At 40.6% G+C, this 26,046-nt stretch carries 24 protein-coding genes; 20 read left to right on the top strand and 4 right to left on the bottom strand.

The features are described from left to right. Window positions 1–137: 137 nt before the first annotated feature. Together PHI47_RS08410 and PHI47_RS08405 are read right to left on the bottom strand one after the other, a co-directional pair. Window positions 138–1,739 (bottom strand): sensor domain-containing diguanylate cyclase, encoded by a 1,602-nt coding sequence (locus PHI47_RS08410; RefSeq protein WP_299936122.1) that lies wholly within the window; start codon window positions 1,737–1,739, stop codon window positions 138–140. Between the two features lie 166 nt (window positions 1,740–1,905). Continuing rightward, entirely contained in the window at window positions 1,906–3,963 is a 2,058-nt protein-coding gene (locus PHI47_RS08405) for a TonB-dependent receptor (RefSeq protein WP_299936118.1), read from the bottom strand. Window positions 3,964–4,064: 101 nt separating this feature from the next. Between PHI47_RS08405 and PHI47_RS08400 the strand changes: the two genes are divergently transcribed. Both PHI47_RS08400 and PHI47_RS08395 read left to right on the top strand, forming a co-directional pair. Beyond that, window positions 4,065–5,492 carry a HAMP domain-containing sensor histidine kinase gene (locus PHI47_RS08400; RefSeq protein ID WP_299936115.1) on the top strand — a complete coding sequence of 476 codons (1,428 nt, stop codon included), beginning with the start codon at window positions 4,065–4,067 and terminating at the stop codon, window positions 5,490–5,492. Next, window positions 5,492–6,025, top strand: coding sequence for a hypothetical protein (locus tag PHI47_RS08395; RefSeq protein WP_299936113.1), 534 nt, complete (start codon window positions 5,492–5,494; stop codon window positions 6,023–6,025). Before PHI47_RS08400 ends, PHI47_RS08395 begins: the two co-directional genes overlap by 1 nt. 11 nt (window positions 6,026–6,036) lie before the next feature. On the opposite strand, the gene PHI47_RS08390 is transcribed toward PHI47_RS08395, so the two are convergent. Then, a complete protein-coding gene (locus PHI47_RS08390) occupies window positions 6,037–8,511 on the bottom strand; it encodes a sensor domain-containing diguanylate cyclase (protein ID WP_299936110.1) in 2,475 nt (824 codons plus the stop codon). 268 nt (window positions 8,512–8,779) lie between these two features. On the opposite strand from PHI47_RS08390, the gene PHI47_RS08385 reads away from it, so the two are divergent. The 18 genes from PHI47_RS08385 to mrdA are packed head-to-tail and all read left to right on the top strand — an operon-like array spanning window position 8,780 to window position 25,376. Beyond that, window positions 8,780–10,048: a citrate synthase gene (locus tag PHI47_RS08385; RefSeq protein ID WP_299936107.1), complete on the top strand. Its 1,269-nt coding sequence runs from the start codon at window positions 8,780–8,782 to the stop codon at window positions 10,046–10,048. Window positions 10,049–10,095: 47 nt separating this feature from the next. Next, window positions 10,096–10,527 (top strand): CoA-binding protein, encoded by a 432-nt coding sequence (locus tag PHI47_RS08380; RefSeq protein WP_299936105.1) that lies wholly within the window; start codon window positions 10,096–10,098, stop codon window positions 10,525–10,527. Between the two features lie 9 nt (window positions 10,528–10,536). Then, window positions 10,537–11,748, top strand: a complete 1,212-nt coding sequence (gene ilvA / locus PHI47_RS08375; RefSeq protein WP_299936103.1) for a threonine ammonia-lyase — start codon at window positions 10,537–10,539, stop codon at window positions 11,746–11,748. A 14-nt stretch (window positions 11,749–11,762) separates the two neighbouring features. Beyond that, entirely contained in the window at window positions 11,763–13,892 is a 2,130-nt protein-coding gene (locus PHI47_RS08370) for a hypothetical protein (RefSeq protein WP_299936101.1), read from the top strand. Then, window positions 13,893–14,786, top strand: coding sequence for a phosphatase (locus tag PHI47_RS08365; RefSeq protein WP_299936099.1), 894 nt, complete (start codon window positions 13,893–13,895; stop codon window positions 14,784–14,786). A gap of 51 nt (window positions 14,787–14,837) precedes the next feature. Continuing rightward, entirely contained in the window at window positions 14,838–15,692 is an 855-nt protein-coding gene (locus PHI47_RS08360; RefSeq protein ID WP_299936097.1) for an NAD(+)/NADH kinase, read from the top strand. 3 nt (window positions 15,693–15,695) lie between these two features. After that, a complete protein-coding gene (locus tag PHI47_RS08355) occupies window positions 15,696–17,237 on the top strand; it encodes an AAA family ATPase (RefSeq protein WP_299936094.1) in 1,542 nt (513 codons plus the stop codon). Then, the gene (locus PHI47_RS08350) at window positions 17,234–18,010 is read left to right on the top strand and encodes a TatD family hydrolase (protein ID WP_299936092.1); all 777 of its coding nucleotides are present in this window, start codon (window positions 17,234–17,236) and stop codon (window positions 18,008–18,010) included. The genes PHI47_RS08355 and PHI47_RS08350 overlap by 4 nt, the downstream gene beginning before the upstream one ends. A gap of 10 nt (window positions 18,011–18,020) precedes the next feature. Continuing rightward, entirely contained in the window at window positions 18,021–19,232 is a 1,212-nt protein-coding gene (locus PHI47_RS08345) for a lytic transglycosylase domain-containing protein (protein ID WP_299936090.1), read from the top strand. After that, complete coding sequence (locus PHI47_RS08340; RefSeq protein ID WP_299936088.1) at window positions 19,222–20,031, top strand: septal ring lytic transglycosylase RlpA family protein; 810 nt, start codon at window positions 19,222–19,224, stop codon at window positions 20,029–20,031. The genes PHI47_RS08345 and PHI47_RS08340 overlap by 11 nt, the downstream gene beginning before the upstream one ends. A 1-nt stretch (window position 20,032) precedes the next feature. After that, window positions 20,033–20,605, top strand: coding sequence for an imidazoleglycerol-phosphate dehydratase HisB (hisB, locus tag PHI47_RS08335; RefSeq protein WP_299936086.1), 573 nt, complete (start codon window positions 20,033–20,035; stop codon window positions 20,603–20,605). Continuing rightward, complete coding sequence (locus PHI47_RS08330) at window positions 20,602–21,093, top strand: HAD hydrolase family protein (protein WP_299936084.1); 492 nt, start codon at window positions 20,602–20,604, stop codon at window positions 21,091–21,093. Before hisB ends, PHI47_RS08330 begins: the two co-directional genes overlap by 4 nt. Continuing rightward, window positions 21,094–21,603: an LPS export ABC transporter periplasmic protein LptC gene (gene lptC, locus PHI47_RS08325; protein ID WP_299936083.1), complete on the top strand. Its 510-nt coding sequence runs from the start codon at window positions 21,094–21,096 to the stop codon at window positions 21,601–21,603. 9 nt (window positions 21,604–21,612) lie between these two features. Continuing rightward, the gene (gene lptA / locus PHI47_RS08320) at window positions 21,613–22,101 is read left to right on the top strand and encodes a lipopolysaccharide transport periplasmic protein LptA (protein ID WP_299936081.1); all 489 of its coding nucleotides are present in this window, start codon (window positions 21,613–21,615) and stop codon (window positions 22,099–22,101) included. Beyond that, window positions 22,098–22,709 carry a ribosome biogenesis GTP-binding protein YihA/YsxC gene (gene yihA, locus PHI47_RS08315; RefSeq protein WP_299936079.1) on the top strand — a complete coding sequence of 204 codons (612 nt, stop codon included), beginning with the start codon at window positions 22,098–22,100 and terminating at the stop codon, window positions 22,707–22,709. The genes lptA and yihA overlap by 4 nt, the downstream gene beginning before the upstream one ends. After that, a complete protein-coding gene (locus tag PHI47_RS08310; RefSeq protein WP_299936077.1) occupies window positions 22,706–23,170 on the top strand; it encodes an N-acetyltransferase in 465 nt (154 codons plus the stop codon). The genes yihA and PHI47_RS08310 overlap by 4 nt, the downstream gene beginning before the upstream one ends. Beyond that, complete coding sequence (locus PHI47_RS08305; protein ID WP_299936075.1) at window positions 23,137–23,592, top strand: hypothetical protein; 456 nt, start codon at window positions 23,137–23,139, stop codon at window positions 23,590–23,592. The genes PHI47_RS08310 and PHI47_RS08305 overlap by 34 nt, the downstream gene beginning before the upstream one ends. Continuing rightward, window positions 23,589–25,376 (top strand): penicillin-binding protein 2, encoded by a 1,788-nt coding sequence (gene mrdA / locus PHI47_RS08300; protein ID WP_299936074.1) that lies wholly within the window; start codon window positions 23,589–23,591, stop codon window positions 25,374–25,376. The genes PHI47_RS08305 and mrdA overlap by 4 nt, the downstream gene beginning before the upstream one ends. A 1-nt stretch (window position 25,377) precedes the next feature. Here mrdA and ybeY read toward each other — a convergent pair whose 3' ends face one another. Next, window positions 25,378–25,800 carry an rRNA maturation RNase YbeY gene (gene ybeY, locus PHI47_RS08295; RefSeq protein ID WP_299936072.1) on the bottom strand — a complete coding sequence of 141 codons (423 nt, stop codon included), beginning with the start codon at window positions 25,798–25,800 and terminating at the stop codon, window positions 25,378–25,380. Window positions 25,801–26,046 lie beyond the last annotated feature (246 nt).

Raw genomic sequence — 26,046 nt, 5'->3', positions numbered from 1 at the left:
GCCTATGTGCATAGCATTTCTGTCACAATACCCCTTGAAAGCCCGTAAACACTGGCTAAAAAAGCACTCGGCTTACGTTGTACCTACTCCAACTCTCAACACTTCAGCAAAAAATAAAAGCGATTTATTCTTGATGCCTATACAATCGAAATACGATTTCTTCCGCTATCTTTGGCTTTGTACAATTCAGTATCTGCAGTAAAGTAAAGTTCTTCTGGAGTCGAAGTGTTTTTATGAACAGCAACTCCGATTGAGACGGAAATAAACATTGATGCCGTATTTTTCTCATGCACCAAACCGAGATCTTCGATTGTTTTACGCAGATTATCAGCTATTCTCACTGCTTCCTCTGAAGATGAAACGGTACAGATAACACCAAATTCTTCTCCACCTAATCGGAAACCAAAATCACTGGCTCTGTGTAAATAATTTTTGATGGTATGTCCAATCTTGGTAAGTGCCTGATCTCCTGCTATGTGGCCATAGGTATCATTATATTGTTTAAAAAAATCGACATCAATTATCATCATAACGATCAATTTACCATCGCGTTTTGCTCTATTAATTTCCTGCGGCAATATTTTATTAAAAGTACGGCGATTATAAAGACCTGTCAACTCATCGGTTGTTGCAAGAAGTTTGAGTTTTTCTTTGTAGTTTTCAAGTTCCGAAATATCAATAAAAGTAACTACAAAGCGAGATTCATCATACTTGACTGCACGTACAAGAAAGATATGGTACTCATTGCTATTAGGACGCAGCATCTTTACTTTGGCATCATTATGAATTGTATCTCTTACTTCTTCTATCCATGCAGGATGATTACAAACAAACCCTTCTTCTTTAATAAAAAAGTCACAGATACATTTATGCTCATGTTTGAATGCTGTAAAGTCAGAATAATTGAAAAACTCTAATAAATGGCGATTGGTCATTTGAAGCGCTTCGCCATCTGTCAGAAGAATAAACCCGTCTTGTAAGTCAAAAAGAGCCTGCAAACGGCTTTGATCTTCAACAACCCCAAAATTATATACTTCACCTTTGTATTCAATATAATGGGCATGTATAAAAACAGGGTGTAGCGTTCCGTTTTTATCAGCATGGATACTATTTATCTGAAGTACTTTTTCTTTCGAAAATATTTCCCAAAATTCTTCTCTATTGAATGGATTATAATTTATATCAATATCTCCAATCGACATATTCATTAACTCGTCTTTTGAATATCCATATTGTTCAATCACAGTTTCATTGGTATATACAAATTTACTATCTTTATCAGCAACAAAAATCAAATTGTTCGTATGATCAAGCATATAATTGATAAATCTTTTCTCTTCGTAAACCGTTTTCAGTTTGTTGCTTTCATATTCCTGCTGTGAAAAATCTTTGATAACATGAATAAAGTAAAGAGGCAGCCCCTCTTCATCTTTGATAAGAGACAGATTGCATGAAATCATTACGGGGGTACCGTCTTTTCTAAATTTATGATGGATGAGCGCATTGCTCGTATCAGATTTAGAAAGGATACGTTTTTGTGCAGCCATGTAGTCAATGTAATCCACTGGATCGATAATATCAGACAGTGCTTTGGAAACCAGTTCATTTTTTGAATAATTGAGGATAGCGGCAAAAGCGTTATTTACTTCAATAACTTTACCATTTAGGCTTATTCGTGCCATTCCAATTGGTGCATTTTCAAAAATTGCTTGATAAATATTATTATCATTATTCGACATATCGATAAACCTTCTAGAATATCTTTTATCATACCGTAACTAAATGATTTTTCTGTGATAAAACATGAGGATAGAGTACTTTGGAGTTAAAAACATCGGGTTGATGTTTTTAATATTACTCCCTTTTTCAAGCAATGCGTAGGCAATGTCAGCGGAAGTTCATTTATTAAAATCTTTTCTCGTACGTTACTAACCAATTCCGTCCTTCACGTCGTAATCCATCATGTTTTCCTTGATAGGACGGATAAATTACTGGGTCATTAAAGATATTTTTTGCACTTAGTGTCACTGTTGAGGAACTATCAATATCATACGCGACGGTTTCATCGATTACCATCATGGAATCGTATGTTTTTGCATCACCGGTATTGTCACGATCATAACCCTTTTTAGGGCCGCTGTAATACCAAGCCGAATTTAAACTCAATGTCGGAGTTAATGGAAAGAGGAAATATCCTTTGCTCAGCACTTCGGAAATTTCAGGGCTTTGGAACTCCACCGGATTGTAATAATCGGGACTGAAAAACTCGGTTCTGACATACGATAGATTTGCCATAAATTCTGAACCGTTGCCGAAATGACGGGTAAACTCCAGTTCGATACCTTTGGCATTACGCTGTTTATGGTTGGCATAATCACCGACGAAGGAAGCGGGTTCATTATTGATACTGTCAATTACATCCTGCATGATGGAGTAAAACAGGTTGGTTCGTACAATTGTATTGTGATTTTTATAGGTATACGCCAGTTCGTATGTGTCTATCAATTCCGGGTTCAAATTCGGATTTCCGGTTTTAAATCCTTCTTGCATTGATTGAAATGCCTCAACGTAAGAAGGAGCTCTGTACGAACGCCCAAAAACTGCTTTTAGAATATTGTCCTCATTCAGTCGGTAGACAGAACCCAAACGGTAACTGGCCATATTTCCGAATAACGCATAATCATCCAACCTGATATTGGCAGAAATGTCCAAATCGTCATTGATCGAATAAATATCCTGAAAGTAGGCGGATTTGATCCACTGATCATTGTCACCATTCAACAAGCCGTATTGTCCATTCAGATAAACCAACGAATCGGAGACAACAACGGGACCTCCATCCGCTGAATTTCGATAGGTGGCACCAAAGACATTTTTCAGGGTATTGATCTTTTGCACACCAATCCCGGCCATCCACTCGTGATCTTCAATATTTTTCCCTTTGAGGTTCATATTGAGATAGGAGTTTAATTGCTCATACGTCGGGTTCATCCGTATACTCTGACCGCTTCCATAATAATTTTGATACACCGTCGAGTCAAACGTAAAGGCGTAATAGTTTACTCCGACTTTTGTCTCCAGACTCAAATCATTATTGAGATTGTGTCTATTTTGCAGTTCGACGATAGCACTTTTATTGGACTGATACCCGCCGGAAACAGGTTCAAGCGTTTCATTGAGTCCGTAAAAGTTGCTTGTTGTCTCAGATTTGTAGCGTGCGATTAAGGTGTAATCACTGTTTTTAGCCGTAATACCGATTGAATAATCATCGAAATCTTCCAAACTGTTATAGTCTGAACGCTCATAGGAAGCCTCTTTGGGTGAGACGAAGGCACTACCGGCATTGATTGTTTTGTTGTTTTGCTGATAATAGCTGTCGATTCCGATATTCCATTGACCGACATTGAGATGCTTCACAAATCCGCCTTTAGCATAATCAAAACTACCAAGTGAACCAAAAACGGCATCACTTGACCCTATCTGTGAACTTTTTGTAATGACATTGATCGCTCCGCTGAATGCTCCTGGACCGTAAATTGTCGATGCCGATCCACGCAGCACTTCAACACGGTCGATCAGTTCAACCGGAAAATCGAGGTAGTAATAGCTGGTGCTGTAAAGATCGCTTCCGACATCCACACCGTCGATATAGAGCTTATACTTATCAAAAACAAAGGTATCGGGATTGTGCGCTCCACGAATAATGACTTGCTTCCATCCCGTATGCAATATCGATGTTTCGATCCCGGGAAGCAGAGCAATCGCTTCATGCAGATTGCTTATACCGAGTTTTTTAAGTTTATCGGCTCGCAAAACGGAAACGACGGAGGGCTGATAATCGATATTGAGTTTGGTTTTGGTGGCGATATCCGTTACTTCATTCAACAACAAGGTAAAATCATCTTCTGCGTTAGCAGCGTAGGCAAAGAGAAGCGCACTCATCAACATATGGTAAAATTTCATCAGCAATCTCGCATAAAAAGTGTGCAGATTGTAGCTAAATTAATAGTAAATTAACAAATTTTTATATAATATTATTTTATGTTACTACTTATTGGATTATAATGACGCGTTCACTTATCGGAAAATTTGCATGGGTATTTTGGCTGCTTTACATTGCAGTTATCGTCCCCATCTTTATCTTTATTCAAATTAATGTCTCTTCGGTTCTGAATGAAAGTGAAAAGGCAAAAATTGAGTTGGTTACCCAAACACTTAAACCGATCATCTCTACGTATCTGACCTTTGATCAGCAAGAGATGCTCAGTGATACTATGCGTACCTTTTTTCAAAATCCTAATGTTTTGGACGTATTATTGCTCGATGCCGATAAAAAAGTTATTTTTGAACAACGCTATCCCCATTCCAAAACTCAAGAGACTATTACCTTCTCTACCCCGGTAATCGATTCCATTTCCCATCAGATGCAAGCCACACTTGTTATTAGTTATTCGAACAATTTTGTGCACGATCTTCAAAATAAACTTTTTATGCAGCTAATCCTTCTGTCGCTGTTCGCACTGTTTATTTTTTCCATCACTTATTGGTATTTTCAGAAGCAATTTTTTGTTCTTCGTCTTTTATCAAACTGGATGGGAAACTATACAATTGACAAGTATTCCGAACCGTTCAAAAGCAATAATGCGAATACCGAGATTCGAATCATCACCTCTTCGGCGAATAAAATGGTTGAAACCATTGATAACTATCGTACTCAAATGGAGCAAATTAACAATGAGCTTGAAAATCGTGTTGAGTGTGAAATTACCAAGCGTCGTGAAAAAGAACAGCTTCTTATTCACCAGTCTCGTCTTGCGGCAATGGGTGAAATGATTGAAAGTATTGCCCATCAATGGCGGCAGCCTTTAAATATCATTGGATTGGCCGTAGCCGATGTCAATGTAAAATGTGCACTTGGCTTACTCAAAGATGAAGAGATTGAGAAAAATAGTGCCCTAATTAATAACAATCTTGCTTTTATGTCAAATACTATCGATGATTTTCGGAACTTTTTCAATAAGGATAAAGAGTCAATTCCTTTCGATCCCGTCCAACCCATTCACGAAATATTCAATCTATTAAGTGAACAACTGCACTATGCCAATATCACCTATTTAGTAGATATAAAATGTGATGAAGAGATTTTTGGTGTCGTCAACGAATTCAAGCAAGTCATTTTAAATATTGTCAATAATGCCAAAGATGCCATAAAAAGCAAACCAGATAACAATGGAGGGAAAATAGAAGTTACCTTGCGTTGCGATGTAAATCATCTTTATATTGATATCAGCGATACCGGGGGAGGAATTCCATCCTCGATTGTCGAACGTATTTTTGAACCTTACTTTACCACTAAACTGCACAACAAAGGTACGGGTATCGGACTTTACATGTCCAAAGTCATTATCGAACAACATTTCGGAGGAACTCTCAGCGTAAATAATACCGATGAAGGCGCTATTTTCACATTGACAATGGCTCTGAAACGATAATGAAAAAATCCCTTCTTCTCTTGCTTCTGCCGTTTGTACTCTGGGGTACAAACTATGATTTGGCACTATTGCAGATAGGGGTAAAAATATTTCCCAAAGTCGCTTTGATGGAACAAGGGACAAAAGAACGTATTCAATCGAGCGTAAATTTTGTCATTATTGCTGAACCGCTAAACAAAGAGACTGCACAACGATTATCAAAGATGTTTGAACGCCAATACAGTGGAGTACTTAGTAATTATTCTCTTAGCTTCACAATTGTTACGCCAAAAGAAGCGTTGGAGATCAAAAATTCACATGGCTTTATTTTACTTATGGAACCGGAAGAAAGTATGCTTCCCCTCCTACTGGAACATGCTCACAAGAATAAAATATTGACCTTTTGTTTCGATCCCGGATTGTTGCAAAAAGGGGCTGACGTTTCGATTTACATCGGAAGAAGCGTCAAACCATATATCAATCTTAGCACTCTTAGACAGGTACCATTCACATTTGAATACGGTTTTTTAAAACTTGCTCAACCTTATTATTAGGGTTCTTTTCGTCAAAGTATTTGTTGAGACTCAAAAATATGGTAACGGTTTTTACCCGATTGCTTCGCTACATACATTGCTTGATCAGCCTGACGGACTAGCTGATCTCCATCTACATCCTTCTCCTGCGGATAAAAAGTGACTCCTATACTGGCAGACACTTGAATAATTAAATCATCGATCTGGATCGGGCGGCTGGCTGCATCTAGAAGTCTGTTAATAATCGGTATTGCATCGGATGGATCATTCAAATCTACGAGAATAGCAACAAATTCGTCTCCGCCTAATCTCGAAAGTGTATCTCCGTCACGTAATGCCTGTTTCATCCGCACTGAAAGATGTATAAGCAGTTGATCTCCGACATCATGCCCATAACTATCATTTATCTGTTTAAAACCATCCAGATCAAGATAAAATACTGCTAAATGATCTCCCCGTCGTTGGGTCTGAATCATCCCTTGCTTGAGACGGTCTGATTCTAAAAGACGATTTGGCAAACCCGTTAGTGCATCATAATGTGCCAATTGCTCAAGTTGTTGTGCATGTTCCTTCATCGCACTAATATCTTTTGTCGTGACCAAAATACGCTGTTTGTCAGGTAAAAGCGTGGCTGTCATATTAATATAAATTTTTTTCCCGTCTTTGACGATACATGTTTTTTCAAAACCTTTAATATATCCGAATTCAAAAATACTCTTCAATGCTTTGTTCGCACCTTCTATATCTTCCGGAGAACTTAGAGAAATAGAAGACATTTTCAGTAGTTCATCCCGTGTAAATCCGGTCATTTCCAAATAAGCGTCATTGAAATCTAAGAAATTGGACTCCTTGTCCAAGATTGCGATACCGTCCTTTGACGTATTGAAAAGAGTTTTAAACTCGTCCCTTTGTTGTTCCAGCTCTTTCTGGAGATTTTTTTCTTCAGTAATATCATAGAACCATCCTAATACGCAGGGCTCACCTTCAAATTCAATAGGCATATAAGAAGCCAATACCCAAATAGTTTTATTGTCGATAAACAGTTCAACCAGTTGATTATAAATGATTTCGTCGTTGTTGATTTGAGATACGATTCCATGATATTTTTCTTGATCGGTATAATAATTTTTTGGATTTTTACCTAAAACATCAGATATATCCGCATGAATGAGACGAGCATACGCTTCATTGGCAAAAATAACTTCTTGACCTTCATTTTTTGCAATTCTGACGGCAATCGGAGACATTTTTAGTAAATACCTGAGTGCATTTTCACTATTTTCTAAACGAATTTGGTAGTGCATCTGCTGTGTAATATCCTGAACCGTACCTAAAGAGTAAAGAGGCTGTCCGTCTGAATCAAATTTGGTTTCACATTGTTCATTAACATATTTTATTCTCCCATCCTTCATTAAAAGTCTATGGGTTATTTCGTATTTTTGTTTCGTTATAAGGGATTGTTCATAGGCATTTGCGACTTTAATGTGGTCATCAGGATGTATAACATTTAAAAATGCTTCGTAACTAGGAGTAAATGTCTCTTTGTCAAGTTCAAAAATATTAAAAATTTCATCGGACCATTCCAACGCATTACTGGATAGATTAAAATTCCAATTGCCAAGCTGAGCAATTTTTTCGGCTTGTCTGAGGTTGTTAAGCAGCTTTGTTTCTTCTTCGTCAGCTTTTTTTCGCTCGGTGATATCTTCGATGATTGCGATTCCGCCTTCAATAAGACCATAAGCATCAAGAAGCGGTACATAGGACATTATAATCCAAAGTTGAGTGCTACTGAGTGTCGAGAGGTATTCCCCTTCATACACTCCCTCTTTCCCTTCAAGGGCTTCTCGTAATGGAGGTATTATTCTTGTATCCTTCAATGTTTTTATATCAAGTCCGATAAGTTGCTCTTTAGTCGCTTTCATCACTTGTGCAAAGCGGTCGTTGCAGTAGGTAATAACGAGATCTTTGTTGTAATGGACTATTCCGGCAGGTGAAGATTGAAGAATAAAACGATAACGTTCCTCGCTGATCCGCGCTTCTTTTTCACTTGCTTCGGCTTTGTGTTGCAAAAGAGAACTATGAGTTATGTTTGCATTGATATATCGGCTAATGATGACCAGAAGCCCTAAATAGAGTATAAGTGCAAGACCCATATATATAAATATGTCGGTTCCGTCCAAGAATAGATAAAAGGTAATAGGCGACAACGCCAAAATAGAAAAACCGATACTGCTAGGAAGGTCAGAGGCATTTGAAACCGTGTTACCGGCTGTTAATCCGGCTAAGATAAAAGTCAAAAATATTAGATGGAGTATGTCATTGGTCGTAAACAATAAAACGCCTATTGAACCCCAGATCATACCGGATATAAATGTACCGATACGAATCTTTCTCAGACGTCTCTTTACCGTTAGTAACGTTATATCGGTATTGTATTGATAAGAGATAAGGAGACCTATACGTAGAAGTGAGACTGCAAGCAAGATAACGAACCACGTTATAATCATCTTAGGATTGGATATGTTATGCTCGGCAAAAACCAATATCAAGCCTAACAGTAAACTCGTGATAATAGCCGGCTTACTTGCCTTCAACAAATTTTGCAATTGTTCCGTTTGTGATAAGTGTTCAACTGTTTTATGAAGCATTGTAACCTCTCATAGGTGATCAGGATGAAAATGAGATAAGAAATAATTATTAAATTATAGCAGAAGGGTGAAAATATTTTTAGATATTTAGATATAGTAATAGGATATTTTTTTAGGAGATATTCCTATGGATACCATCACCCTTACCGATAATCGCAACGGCAAAAGCTATGAATTCTCAATCTTGCATTCAAGCGTAGGACCTGACGTCATTGATGTACGTAATCTCTATAAAAATACAGGGATGTTTACCTATGATCCGGGGTTCACGTCTACGGCTAGCTGCAGTTCGGCGATTACCTACATAGACGGGGAAAAAGGGGAATTGCGGTATCGGGGATATGATATCAGTGATTTAGCGACAAAAAAAACCTATCTGGATGTGGCATATTTACTACTGACGGGGAAACTTCCGAACGAAAAAGAGCGTGCCGAGTTCGATAATGAACTGCGTAAGCGCTCTTTTATCCATGAAGGTCTTAAACGGCTGTTTGATGCATTTCCGGACAAAGCGCATCCGATGGCGATGATGTCCTCAGCGGTGTCAGCCCTTTCAACATTTTATTTTGAACACCTCAATGTAAATTCTCCGGAAGAAGCACAGATAATGGCCCGCCGTATCATCGCCAAGATTCCGACATTGGCAGCATTTACACATCGTCGGATGTTCGGAATCCCTTATGTCTATCCTGATATCGAACGCCCTTTTACCGAAAACTTCCTTTATATGATGCGAGCCTATCCGGGGGAAAATCTTGAAATACGTGATGTCGAAGTCAAAGCACTTGATACGATTTTTACCCTCCATGCTGACCACGAACAAAATGCCTCAACTTCGACGGTACGAGCTGTCGCCTCGACAGGAGCGCACCCTTATGCAGCGCTCTCGGCAGGGATCAACGCACTATGGGGAAGGGCGCACGGCGGAGCGAATGAATCGGTGATTGCTCAACTCGAATATATCGGAAGTGTTGATAATGTGGATGATTTCATCGCCCGTGCCAAAGATCCGAATGATGAATTCAAACTTATGGGATTTGGACACCGTGTGTATAAAAATTTCGACCCCCGTGCAAAAATTCTAAAAAATTTATTGGATCAACTCAAAGATGAACTCGCAGTAAACAGCGAGTTACTTAAAATCGCTGAAAAAATCGAGCAAATAGCACTAAAAGATGATTATTTTATACAACGAAAACTTTATCCTAATATCGATTTTTATTCGGGACTCATACTTACCGCACTAAAAATACCCAAGTCAATGTTTACAATAATCTTCGTCATCGGCAGATCGGTAGGATGGATCACACAATGGATTGAACTCAAAAATGATCCCGAAATGAAGATTGCACGTCCAAGACAACGTTATATTGGTGAACCGAAAAAAGCTCTGTAGCGGATTTTGGTATAATAGGAAACTTTTATTTGTCTCGAGGAGCTTTTATGGAATGTGAATTTCCAACCGTTAACGCATCAAATGATGAAATACGATCAATTTTAGCAGAAACAAAAACCATAGCCGTGCTGGGACTTTCCCCGGACACTACCAAAGACAGTTACCGTGTTGCCGAATATCTTAAAAATGCCGGATATACAATTATCCCGGTTTATCCTAAAGAAGAGACAATTTTAGGAGAAAAAGTATACCGCTCTCTCCAAGAAATTCCGTTTGCGGTCGATATGGTCAATATCTTTCGAAAACCTGATGCACTGGATGCGATTACCGATGCGTGTATAGCCCGAGGCGATATTAAAGTGTTTTGGGCTCAAAAAGGGATCGTCAATAACGAAGCGGCAGCGCGTGCCCGTAATGCAGGAATGCGGGTAGTACAAAATCATTGTACGATGGTAGAACATCGTAATATTAACGTTTAAAGGGAATCCTTGATTGATCTAGAAACTATATATCAAGCGCATGAGCGTATTCGAGGAACGGTTGTTGAAACGCCGTTTGCTTATGCTCCCAGATTGAGTGAACAATGCGGAATTGAGATTTATCTCAAAAATGAGAACCTTCAGGTCACCGGAGCTTTTAAAATTCGCGGTGCATATAATAAAATTGCTACACTTAGCGATGCGGAACGCAAATGCGGCGTTATTGCCGCGAGTGCCGGAAATCATGCACAGGGTGTCGCTATGGCGGCACAGATGTTCGGCATCAATGCATTGATCGTCATGCCAGAATCGACACCGTTGACCAAAATCAATGGGGTACGTTATTACGGTGCTGAAGTGATTTTGGCCGGGAGCAATTACGATGAAGCGTATGCCTATGCTTCGACGTATGGAGACGAACACGCCATGGTATTTGTCCACCCTTTTACCGATATGGCGGTTATGGCAGGGCAGGGGACCATTGCACTTGAAATGATTGAATCGATGAGTGATCTCGACGCAGTTATCGTTCCGGTCGGCGGCGGCGGATTGATATCGGGAATGGCTTCAGCTTTTAAAGCGTTGTCACCGAAAACAGAAGTGATCGGAGTAAGCGCAGTCGGTGCACCTGCAATGAAAGAGTCTTTTGATGCCAAAAAAGCGATCGATAGTATGTCGGTACGTACCATTGCAGACGGTATTGCGGTGCGTGATACATCAGAAATTACTCTCGGGCATATTCTTGATTGTGTTGATCGTATCGTCAGCGTTGATGATGAAGAGATTGCCAACGCCATTTTATTTTTGTTGGAACGACAAAAACTGGTTGTTGAAGGTGCAGGTGCCGTCGGAGTTGCAGCAGTTTTACACGATAAGCTGAATGATCTTAAAGGGAAAAAAGTCGGAATCGTCCTCAGCGGCGGGAACATGGATGTGACGCTTTTGTCAATCATCATCGAAAAAGGGTTGATCAAATCAGGTCGTAAGATGAAGCTTACGGTAACCCTTGTTGATAAACCGGGTGCATTGATGAAGCTAACCGAAATGTTGCAAGGGCTAAATGCCAATATTGTTCACATAGACTATGATCGCACCTCTACAACGTTGGCGTACGGAGATGCAAACGTAATGATCCATTTGGAGACAAAAGGACAAGAACATCAAGCGCAGATTCGTGACTTACTCAAAGAACATCGTTATCTCAGCAGCGAAGAGCACTAAAGGAAAAGCGGAGTATGGACGTTTTAAAATTATTAAATATTAAACAACCCATACTGATGCTAAAAGCACTCAGCCACGGCCAAATGGGTATTATCGATTCACAAAATGCTCTTCGGATCATCGATCTGAATACGTATGCGATTGTGGGCGGGTTCAAAAGCAATATTACGCATGAACGCATTGTCGGTTCTCATGTCGATATGACACCCGACGGTGAGTATTCGATGTCAATCATTCCGGGTACAGGAAAAGCAGCTCTTTTTAATATCCCTAAAAAAGAGCTGCTTTATAAAGTGGGACGTCATCAAGGTGATATCGAGAGTGTCGTATTGGATCCGATCGGCCGTTATTGTGTAACGTGCGGACAAGATGGGAAAACGTTTGGATGGGTGCTTGAAACCTCCCGTTTGGCATTTTCTATGCCACCTCATATGGATTTTATCAGTACAGTCACATTTGATGATCACGGACAATGGATAGCTACGGGAAGTTATGATAAAACGATAAACATACTCAATACGGCAACCATGAAACAGCCGATAAAACTGCGTGGTCATACCAGTGCAGTCGTGAAAATTCTCTTTTTACCTGAGGCAAAAATTCTCTCAGCCGATAAAGAGGGAACATTGATTGTATGGGATATCCGTAACGGTAAAATTATCAAACGTATGAGTAAAATGACCGATGATATTACAACGATGACCATAAGCCGCGATAAACGATTTGCTTTTGTGGGAACAAAGCTCGGGTATGTCGGATTGTATGATTTACAGACATTTGAACAGGTTAAACAACGATATATTAAAGAGGCCGAGTCAATTACCTCGTTGGCTTTTTTAGAGAATCCATTCCGCTTGGCAATAGGTACGACCGAAGGAAACGTCCGTATCTATTCGCTTTTCGGAAAGGAAGAGGTGTATTTACAAATGCTTCGTGACCGTCAGTATAAAGCATTCTACGATGTCGTAGAAGAAAATCCTATCCTACTTTATTCCAAACCTTACGAAGCAGCAGAACGTATTTGGTCCGAGGTGCTTGAAAAAGTGCGTGCGTATCTTGAAAAAGGGGAGCGTTCGAAAGCCAAAGAAATTCTAAATATGTTTGCCGGCATTCCTAAAAAAAATGGGATGATCACCCAAATACTCCATGATTATGAAAAATATCCCCAATTTCAAACCGCTATTAATGAAGGGCGATTTACCTTGGCGTATTCAATGGCTAAACAGTATCCTGCATTTCAAGATTCAGAACCGTTTCGTGCTATTGAATTGAAATGGAAAAAACTTTTTTTAAAAGCGCAAGAGTTGATTTCAAAACCTAACGGCGAAGAGCAGGCGCGTCAGTTGTTAGCTCCGTTTCGGGGGATATCCGATAAAACTATGTTAATCCAGCAACTTTTCGAAGAGCGTCGGATGTTTGACTTTATGAAAAGGGTAATTGCTCAACGAGATTTTTATAAATTTTTCGATTTGATTAAAGCACATCCGTTTTTGAAAGAGTTTTCTGAATACAGCACCATTATGGATTATGCCGATAAACTTTATATTCAGGCACATAAAGGATATGTTGAGGGGGAATATGCAACAGCTAGAAAAGCGTGCGAGATTTTGCTTGCTTTCCCTGATTATGCAGCAGAAGCACAAGAAATGGCCGATACTATCCGGGTAAAACATCTTTTTTACGATTCGATTACTTCAAACAATCTTGCCAATGCTTTTGCCTATCTTAGTTCGTATCCATTATTGTATGAGACTCCGGAAGCACAAGGTTTGGAGCGTCATTGGAATGCGATCGTGGATCAAGCTCAGAAATTTGCAGCCAAAGGACTTGCGCAGGAAACGTTCAATGCCTTTGAACCTTATCGAGGGATAAATGCCAAATTTTCTGCTATTGCCAGTGTAATGGCGCAAGCGTACTGTGTTCAGTTGGAACAAAAGCTGCGTACTAACGCTTCTCAGGATGTGATTGAACGTGGAATCCGCCAATACGTCGGTTTGTTTGGCATCGATGAGGGGATCATGGGCGTATTTGATTATTTTAAAAATAAGTATCCGACAAAACTCGATTTCGATATGTTGAAACAAGGATCATACGATTCTTGGACGCCTGCGATTCAGATTGATGATATTACCGTCGGTGTCTAAATGATTGCTATTGATTTGGGTTCCAATACGATCCGTTTTATCGAATATGACGGTCGGCATTGGGGCAAAAGTTTTGAGAAAATCGTTAAAACGGCAGAATTGCTTTTAGATACACAGCAAATCGGTGACAAAGCGCTTGAACGGATTCTTACTGCTATCCGTGAAGCGAAAACGAAGATCGACTTTACAGCTCACGATATCGTAGGCTATACGACTGCCGCAATGCGTATAGCTTTAAATGCGAATCAGATTCTTGACGCAATAGAGACTGAGACTGGTATACGATTTACGATTATCGATGCGCAAAAAGAGGCTGATTTAACCCTTCTTGCTGTTCAAAATCGTCTGGATAAGTTAGGGATTGCCCCCTCGTCATTTGTGTTAGCCGATATTGGCGGAGGTTCGACGGAGTTAATTCGATTTACTAATGGAGCGGTTCAGTCGGTAAGCTTAAATATGGGAATCGTGACATTATCGGAGAGTGCTAGTTCTTCGGATCAATTGGATAAAAAAATTCAATTGTTTACGGATAAAGTACGTAAATCTTTAAATAATAGTTTTATAAAAGTGTTGATTTTAACTGCAGGAACACCGACAACGATTGCAGCGTATCTGAACGGAATGGATTATGATAGTTATGATCCTGAAAAAATAAATGGGTATCGTCTACGGTTGGAAGATTGTTATCGTGTCTACAGTGAACTGCTGAATATGGACGAACGAAGTCGTGCACGCTATGTCGGTGTAGGGCGAGAAAAGCTTATAGTAGCGGGAATATTGATGGTAACGTCGATTTACAAAGCATTGGATGCTCACGAGGCCATTATCATTGATGACGGACTGCGTGAGGGGATAGCTCTAGAATATTTTGAGGGAAATAGCCATATTTTTTGACCTGTTTTTCATTTTGGCTATAATAGAGTCAAACAAAGAGGGGAATAAATATTGAAATTAACTAATATTAAACGTGTCGGCATGCTCCTTCGCCCCTCAACACCGGAACTCAAAGAGATGTTTTTTGAAGCCAAGCGGATATTTGAATCGCGTGGTATTGAAGTCATAATCGACAATATTAGCGGCGGTATGATCGATGTCATGGGACAGCCGTTTGATATGATGTGCCAAAACAGCGATTTCCTCGTCACAATCGGCGGAGACGGGACACTCATCTCTGCGGTACGACGATCGTATCGATATCAGCTGCCTGTACTGGGTATTCATGCCGGAAAATTGGGATTTTTAGCTGATCTGGATTTTGCGGAACTCGAATTATTTGTTGATAAGCTGCTAGCGGGAGACTATCGTATTGATCAGCGTGCCGTCCTCCAAGCGACGATTGTTACCCCAAACGGCGAGAGTGAGATTTTTGCCTTTAATGATATCGTCCTCACCCGTCCCTCCATCGCTAAAATGATCCGTTTGGAAACGTTTATCGATGGTCGAAGTTTTAATACTTATTACGGTGACGGTGTTGTCGTCTCGACTCCGACAGGTTCGACCGCCTATAACCTCTCCGCAGGTGGACCGGTACTGTTTCCTCTGACGCGGGTGTTTGCCCTCACTCCGATCTGTCCCCATTCCCTCACGCAGCGTCCTGTCGTTTTACCGGGGCATTTTGAGATCGAGATGAAAACGCCTGATCCCTCGGCATTGGTTATCGTTGACGGTCAGGATTTGGTTGAAATCAGTGAGAACGATACGGTTCATATTAAACTTGCCAGTGGAGCCGCACACCTGATACATCGTAAGGAATTCAACTATTTTGAAGTACTTAAAGAGAAATTAGGATGGGGGAATTAATCGGTGATTGAGCGATTTTACCTTAAAGAGTTTTTGACTTTTAAAGAAGCAGATTTGGAGTTTCACCCCGGACTTGTAGTGTTTACGGGACCCAGTGGAAGTGGTAAATCGATACTGATGCGTTCTATCTTGGCTTCAGTAGGTTTAGATAATGTCGAAGCACAGGTCTGTGAATCGAGCGTTGCTTGGGATATCGATGAAGAACGCTACGGTCTTCAAAATGAGCCGATTAACATTTTTCGCCATGTCAAAAAAGAGAAGACCCGTTATTTTATCAACAATCAAAGCACCTCTAAAAGTTCGATGGAGTCGATCAGCTCCGATTACCTTCGTCATTTGAGTCTTAAAGATTACAGTGATTTTGAACCGTCGGCCATTTTAAAGATTATTGATGAACGAATCAGTATGCGAACTCCTCAATATGCTTCAATCTTGGAAAATCATCGTACTAAATTTGCTGAATTCAAAACGCTTACTGATCAGTTGCGGAGCATTGAAGAGAAAGAAAAGCATCTCGCAGAACTAAAAGAATTCGCCCTTTATGAGATTGGAAAAATCGATGCGATTAAACCGCGTGTCGGAGAAGATGAAGAGTTAAATCTTATTAAAAAGCAGCTCTCTAAAAAAGAGAAAATTGAAACCGCTATCGTACAGGCACAAGGGATTTTTTCTTACGAATCACATGTCAGTTCGGTATTGGGACTGCTAGAAGTTGATAGCGCATTTTTCGATGATACCATGAATGACCTTCGCAGTGTTTTGGAAAGCTCATTGGAGCGTATGGAGGAACTCGAAGAGATTTCAGTCGAATCGGTGTTGGATCGAATCGAGCAGATATCTGAACTCAAACGTCGTTATGGCAGTGTTGAAGAAGCGTTGGCCTATCGTGATCAAAAAGCGTTAGAACTTGACTCTTATCAGACGATTGAACACTCAAAAAGTGATTTAACGAAACAAATCTCCGCATTAAAAGCGTCACTCGATATGGGCTCAACTGAGATTTCATTAAAACGTCGAGCCATTCTTGGTGAAACGCTGGATAAACTTAACAGTTATTTGGGAATGCTTTACCTTCGCGAAGCGTCATTGGAACTTGAAACGTGTGAATTAAATGGATCCGGGTCGGATAAAGCGGTATTGGGGTTGGCAGGGACAAAATTGGATAAACTCAGCTCCGGTGAGTTTAATCGACTTCGACTTGCTCTCTTGGCTTTGGGCGTTGAGAGTATGGAAAACAGCGGTGGCGTCCTGATGCTTGATGAAATCGATGCTAATCTCAGCGGAGAGGAATCAATGAGTGTTGCCCGAGTTCTCAGACACCTCTCCTCACGCTATCAGATTTTCGTAATATCGCATCAACCGCAGCTTACTTCGATGGGGCAACAGCACTTTTTGATTTATAAAGATGATGAAAGCCGTGTTCGTGAGTTGAACGAGGCTGAGAGAATTGAAGAGATTGCCCGTATTATCAGCGGGGATGCGATCAGCGAAGAAGCACGGGGGTTTGCCCGAGATTTATTTGAACGCTCCAAAGGAACCGTATGATTATCGATACCCATGTCCATCTTGATGACGAACGCTACCGTGATGATTTTGATGCGATGATCACACGTGCACACGAAGCGGGTGTTGAATCCTTTATTATTCCGGGAGCACACCCTGCAACGCTGCAACGTGCGGTAGAAATTTGTGAACAATATAGCGACGTTTATTTTGCCGTAGGAGTTCACCCGTATGATATGGAACATATGGAAGCCGTCGATTTTGAAGCGTATGCCGCTCATCCAAAATGTGTGGCTATTGGAGAGTGCGGTTTGGATTATTTTCGTCTAGAGGGGAGTGATGCGGAAAAACACATCGAAAAAATGCGTCAAGACGAAGTATTTCGCTCTCATATCCGGTTTGCCAAAAAGGTAAAAAAACCGCTGATTGTCCATATTCGTGATGCGAGCCACGATGCCAAAATGATCCTTTTGGAAGAGGATGCCGGAGAAATAGGGGGAGTTCTACACTGCTATAATGCCGATGATGAACTTCTTAGCCTTGCAAATGAAAACTTTTATTTTGGAATCGGTGGGGTTGTAACGTTTCAAAATGCTAAAAAACTGGTCAATATTCTCCACCGTATTCCTCAGGACAAATTGCTGATTGAAACAGACGGTCCTTATCTTACGCCCCATCCGCATCGAGGGAGCCGCAATGAGAGCGCTTACACCCGATTTATCGCCGATAAAATGGCTGAATTGCTGACTCTAACTACCGAAGAGATAGAGGCTATTACAACATGTAATGCCAAAAAGTTATTTGGGTTTGGATAGTAGGTATGGGATGAGAACGGTTTTACTGATACTAATGCTCATTCCTCTAATGCTTAACGGGGTCGGATTTAATCTGAATGACCGTAATAAAATTGATATCTTACGCCATTTTGATATTCCTGCCTCTTTTTTATCTGATCCTTTTTTACACGATATATACTCACAAAAGAAGCGTGAAGACGCTTTGCAAGGGTTTGGAGACTCACCCGAAAATACCAACTTGCTCCTTCCTATGCTTTCGTCACTCATCGCACAATCCGATTTACCGAGTGAATTTTTATTTGTGGTTTTGACGGAATCACAATTACAGGGCGAAACTACCTCTTCTCGAGGTGCGGCTGGATTATGGCAGTTCATGGAGAGCACGGGAAAACTTCAGGGACTTCAAATCAATCAGTATGTTGATGAGCGGCGTGATCATGTCAAATCGACCCGTGCGGCGATTGCGTATTTGAGCAGTTTAAAAAAACAGTTTGGCAAATGGTATTTGGCGTTAATCGCCTACAATTGTGGTGATGGTCGTTTAAGCAGAGCGATTCAAAAGGCAGGATCGAGCGAACTCGCTGTTTTGGCCGATCCGAAGCGTGCCTACCTGCCTCCTGAGAGCCGAAAGTATATTCGTAAAATCGTTGCCTTGTCATTTTTAGGTTCTGAAGATCCGTTTATGTCTCAATATTCTTCAATGAGTGGAACGGTGGAAAACCCGATTGTGACAGTTTATCTTTCCAAAGGGGAAAAAATCGACCGTATTGCAGCCGTCTTAGAGATGCCCAAAACCAATCTTATCCGGCTGAACACCCATTTGAAAAAGGGGATAACCCCGCCAAATGAACAATCCTATCCTATCTATATTCCCAAAGATAAATTGGAAGCTTTTCAAGAAAAATTTCATCCCAAAGATATTCAAGGCTATTTTATTATGCATCGGGTTAAATCGGGTGAAACGTTGGATCAGCTCTCCAAACGTTACCATGTCTCTAAAAACTCGATTATGATGGAAAATATGATTGGTGACAATGAGGATCGTAATCTTGATCGACGGGTAAAAATTCCGATCACTAAACCATTTTTAAAAAATCCACGTATTTATACTGCTAAATCAGGAGAAACCCTCGCTTCAGTCGCCGCATTGTATAATATGCCGATTGAACAATTAAAAATTAAAAATCCGTTTGCATCAAATGTACTTAAAGAAGGGGAGGTAATAAAGGTTGCTGATTAAGGTTATTTTAGTAGGTCTTACACTGCTGATTGGCGGATGTACGACGAAAAGCGGATCGTATTCGTATCAATCCTTAAAACCTTCACAAAAATACCCCTCCCAACAATTGGCGATGAACTCCTCAAGCGTTTATAAACCAAACGGAGAACTTCATGCAACAATGCGTCCGTATACGGTAATGGGGAAAGAGTACTGTCCTACGGTTGTTCGAGTAGGTGATACCTTTAGCGGAAGAGCAAGTTGGTATGGAAATGATTTTCATGGAAAATCGACCTCCAATGGAGAGGGGTATGATATGTATTCAATGACTGCCGCTCATAAAACCTTGCCGATGAACACGGTTGTACGTGTAACCAATACCGACAACGGCAGTCAAGCAATCGTTCGTATCAATGATCGAGGCCCTTTTGTAGAGACCCGAATCATCGATTTGTCGTATGCGGCGGCTCAACAAATCGGTGTGGCTCAAAAAGGGACGGCAAACGTAACCTTGGAAGTATTAGGATTTGAACCTTCATCCTCACGCGGAATTGATATGCAAGCGATTGCCAAAGGGCCAAAAGAGAGTGTGCTAAACAACTTTTTTGTCCAAATCGGTTCATTTGAGCGGTTTGAAGGGGCATCCCTCACGAAACAAAAATACGCTTCTTTCAACGGCTACTCTGCAATCATTAAAGATACAGAGTATAATAACAAACGTTTATTTCGTGTATGGCTAAGCGGATTTAAATCGGAAGCCGAAGCACGGGATTTCATTTCAAAGGGCTATTTTCAGGGCTCATTTATCATAGGGGAATAGTATGATCCATAAAAAACGTCAAACCAAAGAGACCGATATTGATTTATCACTCACCATTGCGGGAGAGGGTAAAAGTTCGATTTCGACCAAAGTAGGCTTTTTGGATCATATGTTAGAGAGCTTTGCCAAACACGCGCAAATCGATTTATCCATAACGTGCGACGGCGATATCCAAATTGATGATCATCACAGTGTCGAAGATATCGGAATCGTATTAGGTCAGGCATTGCGAGACGCTATTTATCCGATTGAGAAAGTGGAACGATTCGGGAGCGCCATGATCGTGATGGATGAAGCGGCAGTAAGCTGTGATCTGGACTTGAGCAATCGTCCATTTTTAGTTTATGATGTCCCCGTATCTGGAAAAATCGGTGCTTTTGATACAGAGCTTGCCGAAGAGTTTTTCCGTGCGGTTACCTTTAATGCCGGCATTACGGCGCATATTATTATGCAACGCGGTAAAAACAAACACCATATCATTGAGGCGGCCTTTAAATCACTCGCTGTTGCGCTTCGCCGCGCACTAGTGCGAAATGATCGAGCCGGAGTTCCCAGCACCAAAGGGGTTTTGTGATTCGATTATTGATTTTAGACGTTGACGGATGCATGAGTGACGGTAAAATTATCTATACTGCTGAAGGTTTGGAACTTAAAAACTTTAATGTTAAAGACGGGTTTGCTATTAAAGCATGGGTAAAGATGGGGCATACGGCCGCAATCATCACCGGTCGTGATTCTGCAATTGTTGAGCTTAGAGCCAAAGAACTTGATATAGAACATTTGCATCAAGGGGTGAAGGATAAACGTGCGGTTGCGATTGCACTGTGTTCAGAACTCGGGATCGAGCCGCATGAGGTGGCTGTGATCGGGGATGATTTAAACGATTACAACCTTTTACAGTGGGCGGGGCAAGCTTATACGCCTAAAGACGGTTCGGATTATCTCAAAACCTTTGCTGAAGTTTTGGATCGATGTGGCGGAGATGCGTGTGTACGTGAAATGATAGAAAAAGTGATTCGTCGTAACGGTGAAGAAGAAAAATTTTTAGCATTGTGGATATAAATGTCGATTAACGTTTTTTTTGCTTTATTACTGGGCTTATTATTGGGGATGTACAGTTATTTTACCCCAAACTATACATCACATCAAGATAGCCGTGAAATTCCGAAAATAGAGTTGATCTCGTTCTCTTTGTATGAAATCTCACCCAAAGGGATCGATCATATTTTAGAAGGGAAAGAGGGGAAAAAATTTGATGACCGATATTCGGTAACATCAGCAAAATTTAGCGATAATACGAAACACTTATTTCAGTCTATCCGCTCAGATGATCTCAAATACCAGAATGATACGATCACGTTGAAAGGAAATGTCCATTACGTTCGTGAAGACGGATTGGAATTTCGTTCGAATGAGGGAAGATACGATATGAATGCCTCGCTCATTCAGACCGCAGGTGCTTTTACGATAACCCAAAACGGTAACCGTATTGACGGTGACAAGCTAATCTATAACACTGAAAAGGATTCTGTATCCGCTGATCGTGTACGTGGAAGCTACAATTTAAAATAGGAAATACATATGATGATACGAACACTTATCCTTTTATTGACATTTGTTTCAATGAACGCTGAAGAACTCAAAGTTATTTCGGATAATTTCAAAGCCGATCAGCAAAAAGGAGTATCCGTCTTTACCGGAAATGTCAAAGTGACCAAAGGTTCAGATGAATTGAACGCGTCAAAAGTGACAATTTTCACAGATAAAGAGCGAAAACCGTACAAATATTTGGCAGAGGGAGATGTCTCCTTTTACATCGTAACCGAGCAAAATGAAAAATATCGTGGGAAATCTCAAAGTGCGGTTTATATGCCTAACGAGAGCGAATACCAATTTTATACTAAAGTTGATTTACTCCGTTTGGATGATTATCGCCGAGTTAAGGGGGACAAAGTCATTGTCAATACCGTTCAAGGAAGTGCAGCTGCCGAAAGTACTAAAGATGAACCGGTTATTATGATTTTTAACCTTCAAGATAAAAATACAAAACCAAAAAGCCTTGTCAAATGATCGAAATTATTGATTCTTTATTTGTAACCTCGGCTCCGAATATCAGACTAACGCCTGAAAATGAGTACCAAAATGAAGTGGCTTTTATGGCACGCTCCAATACAGGGAAAAGTTCATTGCTTAACACATTGACAAAGCGTAAATCATTGGCAAAAGTATCGGCAACACCGGGGAAAACCCGTTTGATTAACTATTTTGATGTAATCTTTGCCGATCGTGATACAGGTGAACGTCTGAGTGCCAAATTCGTCGATTTACCGGGATTTGGGTATGCGAAAGTGGCAAAATCCCTTAAAACGGATTGGGAGAGTAATCTTACCGGCTTTATATCGGAACGGAAGCAAATTCGTATTTTTGTACATCTTATCGATTGTCGCCACCCTGATTTGGAAATTGATCGTTCGGTTGATGCGTATTTACATGAGATTTGTACCCCCGATCAATCGATCGTCACTATTTTTACAAAAATCGATAAATTGAACCAAAAAGAGCTTTCTGAACTTAAAAGACGGTTCCCAGGCGCGATAATGGTTTCTAATTCAAAACGACGAGGGGTAGATGCGATTGTTGAACATCTCTACCGATTGCTTAAAAGTGATGGTGAATGAGTCTAATCACCTATAAAAAACCAACATTGCACGATATCCCCGCAATGCAGAATCTTGTAGCCCCGGAAATCGAAACGGGTGTTATTCTGGCGCGCAGTAATGATGAGATTGCTACTAATATCCGCTCCTATTTTTTAGCGATGGACGGAGAAAAGCTGGTAGGATTCGTTGCGCTTCATATCCATTCTCCTTTATTGGCAGAGTTGCGTTCAATGATTATTGATACTGAGTATCGCGGCTGCAATATCGGAAGCACATTAGTTGAACATGCATGTGAAGAAGGACGCCGTTTAGGTCTAAAAGAGGTTTTGGCACTAACCTATCAGCAGCGTTTTTTTGAGCGGTTGGGATTCGTTGAAATCCCCAAAGAATCGATCCCTGAGCACAAAATCTGGGCTGATTGTATTAAATGTAAACATTTTCCGGTATGCAACGAAGTTTCTCTTATCAAAACGTTATAAATCGACTTCTTTTAGTCGGTTTATTCGTTGTTTATATTAGCCTGAGCAGTGTCTATCTTCTCTTGCCGCCCTTACTTGCAATACTTTTTTATGCGTATCACGATGCACTGAGTAAGCATGATCTTTTCAGATTGATACCTATTGCGCTTATGCTACTGGTATTTGAAGCTGAAAAAGGGTTCTGGTTTGGAAGTACGATAATATTGTTTACACTGTTGTCTCGCTACCTCATTCCTAAGTTTGAACAGTTGATACAATGCCGTACATGTATGGCAGCCATTTTTGTTGTGTTAGGATATTTAGGATATTGGGTATTTATATTGATTGCTGATGGAGTTTTGTTGCTTAGTTCCCCGATGATCGATTGGCATGTAGGATTATACATGATCATTGAGTTTTTAGTTCTAGCGGTAATGATATGAAAATCAGGATTATATTTTCCCTTTTTGCCGTGGTTTGGATCGGATTGGTGGTTAGGGTATTTCACCTTGCTGTTCAATCAAATGATTATTATGAAAATCTTTCTGAAAATAACAGTATTAAAACCGAACTCTCAGCACCGGTTCGTGGTGAGATTCTTGATCGGACTTTGGACCCTATCGCCATTAACGAGTTGGGTTTTAAAATCGCGTTGGCTCCCCATTTAACACACGGGAAAGATACTCGTCTCTTAGATACAGAAATTGCCTATTTGCTTTCAATGATTCCTACCTTAGACGCTAAAAAAATAGCTAAAGCCTATATTATGCAAGATTCGTATTACAACCATACTTTTATCGATGTGGTTGATTTTATCCCTCACGAAACCATTATTCCTCTTTATTCTTTGATGAATTTACGTGAAACGATTAAAATTTCCCCTTCACCAAAACGACTTTACCCGTATGGTCCGGTAGGATCACATCTTATCGGTTATGTTGCTAAAGCAAATCAAAAAGAGATTGATTCTGATCCATCGTTACAGTTGTTGGGACATGTCGGTAAAAACGGGATTGAAAAATATTACAACCGTTATTTGCAAGGTATTGCAGGGGAGCGTCGAATTAAGGTGAATGCCCACAACGTTGAAATCGAAGAGATAGGACGAAGTGCTACTCAGGAAAATCATAACCTCATTCTGAATATCGATATGCGACTTCAAAATTTTATCACTCAGATTTTTGAAAAAAGGGTGGGGGCAATCATCATTATGGATGTACACGGAGCGATTTATGCTGCCGGGAGTTTTCCGGAATATGATCTTAACACCTTTGTCTCGGGGATTAGTTCCGATGAGTGGAACGCATTAATGAACAGCCTTGATGCCCCTTTTACCAATAAAATAATCAATGGCCTCTATCCTCCGGGATCAACGGTTAAAACTGGAATGGGACTAATCTACATTACATCAGGTATGATGAATGAGAACAGTACCATTATGAGTACAGGATCGATTCGTCTGGGCAACCGAACTTTTAGGGACTGGAAAAAAACAGGGCACGGTGTAACCAATATTTCAAAAGCGATTGTAGAAAGTTGCGATGATTATTTTTATCAAGGTGCACTTCAAGTCGGTATTGATCGTATGAGTACAGGGCTCATACAGATGGGACTCGGTAAAAAAACAGGTATTGATCTACCGAATGAATTTATCGGCACCGTCCCCAGCCGTGCATGGAAACGACAACGGTTTCATCAGCCGTGGTATCAGGGAGAGACACTCAATACCTCTATTGGTCAGGGAGATTTTCTGGTTACACCGATGCAGATGGCTGAGTATACGGCTCTGATGGCAACCGGAAAACTCCCCATTCCGCATGTGGCTAAAATGATTGGGGATAGTCCGTATATTCCTGTTCCATTGGATGTGTTAACTGCGAATCAAAAAGAGAAGCTTCCCATTATACAGCGAGCGATGCGCGGTGTATGCAACGATTCCGGCGGAACGGCACATGGAAAGGTTACTACCCGTTTTCCGATTGCAGGTAAAACGGGTACGGCACAAACAACAGGTATTGCCCAAAACGTTAAAAACCGTCAGAGTGAGAAGAGTATGGAATACCTAAAACGTTCTCATGCGTGGTTTACGACGTACGGTCCTGCCGAAAATCCGCAATTTGTTGTAACAGTATTGGTAGAACACGGTGGACATGGCGGTGAAGAAGCAGGGGGAATCGTATCGTCTATTTACAATAAACTCGATGACCTTGGGTATATCAAGAAATAAGCTATTCCTCTAACGTTCTAACGATGAGGCTTTTGGGAAGATTGAATTTTTCGATTAACTCAACTTCTTTTTGACGCATCTCTCCAGTGTCAATTTCGTGGTCATATCCGAGGAGATGGAGCATACCGTGTATTAAGAGGAGGGCGAGTTCATCATCTTCGCTGTGTCCTAACTCTGAGGCGACACTCTCTACCTTATCAACACTGATAACGATACTACCAAGCGGTGCTCCGGGAAATGGATCGCTCGGAAAACTGAGGACATCCGTCGGTTTATCGATGTTGCGAAACTCTTTATTAATCTCGGCGATTTCACCGTTGTTGGTCAAAATCAACTCAATCTCTTGAGTTGTAAGCGCCTCGGCTATTTGTTCCAGAAGTGGAAAATTGTAATTTTTGTCAGTTCGGTTATCAAGTTCTATCATGATGACATTGTAGCATAAGCTCTGAATATTTATAAAAGTGCCCAAAATAGGGCTTTCAACTAACTTAAAATAGGCAAAAAGTCGGTCACTGACAAACCGAAAACGTACCAATATGGCAACGGTTGCCACGAATCACTCTCTTTATATAAAATACTACACAACCTAAGCCGAATTCTAAAAAACCCGTAATTACTGCATTTATCGCTATAGTATGACAGAAATATTATGCTTTTTTATACTCCTATG

The sequence above is a fragment of the Sulfuricurvum sp. genome, assembly GCF_028713855.1.
In the GTDB taxonomy this organism is placed as follows: Bacteria; Campylobacterota; Campylobacteria; order Campylobacterales; family Sulfurimonadaceae; genus Sulfuricurvum.
Note: the sequence above shows the minus strand (reverse complement) of the source record. Positions and strands in the feature narration are given on the sequence as shown.